Annotated in this window: 2 protein-coding genes; one reads left to right on the top strand and one right to left on the bottom strand. The window is 46.2% G+C overall.

Going from position 1 to position 1,264, the window contains the following annotated elements:
• A partial coding sequence (locus KIV40_RS29435) for a universal stress protein (protein WP_285352787.1) occupies positions 1-796 on the top strand: 796 nt, incomplete at its 5' end.
• A 273-nt stretch (positions 797-1,069) separates the two neighbouring features.
• Here the strand turns inward: KIV40_RS29435 and KIV40_RS29430 are convergent.
• The coding region (locus KIV40_RS29430; protein WP_285352786.1) for a chlorhexidine efflux transporter at positions 1,070-1,264 on the bottom strand (195 nt) is incomplete at its 5' end.

The following is a 1,264-nucleotide window of genomic DNA, read 5'->3' as shown; positions in this document are numbered from 1 at the left end:
TGCGCGTTACTTTGGTGCGCACCTTGATGTGCTGCATGCACAAATCAGCCCTCAGCAACTTATGCCAGAAGAACGTCAGCTACTGCCGAGCAAATGGTTGAATCGTATCGACCAGTTGGTGAACAACTATGTGGCGGAAGATATGAATGAATCCGAACAAGCGTTTGTGTCGCTGTGCGATCATTTGCAAGTGCCGATGCTCGATTCTGACGATCTGGTGATGAACGAAGCGAATTTGAAAGTGAGTGCGCAATGGCACAACTTATCGGGTTATCGTGCTGATGTGGTCTCGGAGCGCGGTAAAGTTTCAGATCTGATCATTATTCCAAAGCCGCTTCATGGCAAAACCAGCGTCAGCTTTGATGTAGCGTTGGAACATGGCAGTCGCCCGATTTTATTAATGCCAAGAGAGCAAAAACAGTTCAATCCAGAATGTGTTTTGATTGCTTGGAACGGAGATGATCCGGGTGCTCGCGCAGTGAAGGCAGCGATGCCATTATTGCGCCAAGCCAAGAATATTATTGTCGTGACCAGCGAACGCTCATTGGATAAGAAACCGAGCCAGCAAGATCTCAAACGCTACCTTGGGCTGCATAATATTGATGCGGAGTGCATCTCTTTCAAAGAGGGCAGAACGCGAACGCCACAGGCGATCTTAGCGCATGCAGAGAAGTTCAACGCGGATTTGATTGTAGCGGGGGCATTTGCCCATAAAAAGATGCATCAACAAATACTTGGTGGGGTGACTCGTAAGCTGTTAGGTAAAACCACTGTGCCTTTGTTTATGGTGAGCTAAACGAATTGTCGTCCTCAATCACTAGGGCGCAAGCGTGCGAATTTTGTTGTGTTTATTTGTGCGAGTGACAGCTGGTTGTCAGCTTCATTCGATACAGTAAGTGTATGGGCTAACTGAATATTGACCCGTCCAAGTTATGTTGTAAAGCAGTCGTATTTATCTCCTTTTTACGACTGCTTCTTTCTCAGTTAGCCCCTTTTTCCCTTCTTAGTGTGCTTTTTCAAAGTCGCGTGACTATTCTCAGCGTTTCCGCTTTAAGACACCTCTCACGTTTTAAGCCAACGCTTTCACTTTACCTTTGCTCACCAGCATGACTCTAACTGAGTCATACGCCCAGTTAAAACCAATCGCATACAGAACAAAGAAAATAACCAGACCGATATCCATGATAAGCACGGTTAGAAAGTCCAATTTAAGCACCCACATTAATACTGGCAGTGTGACGGTCATGAGTCCAAGCTCGAAACC

This window comes from Vibrio sp. D173a (assembly GCF_030248475.1).
This window is presented reverse-complemented; position numbering and strand designations above follow the sequence as displayed.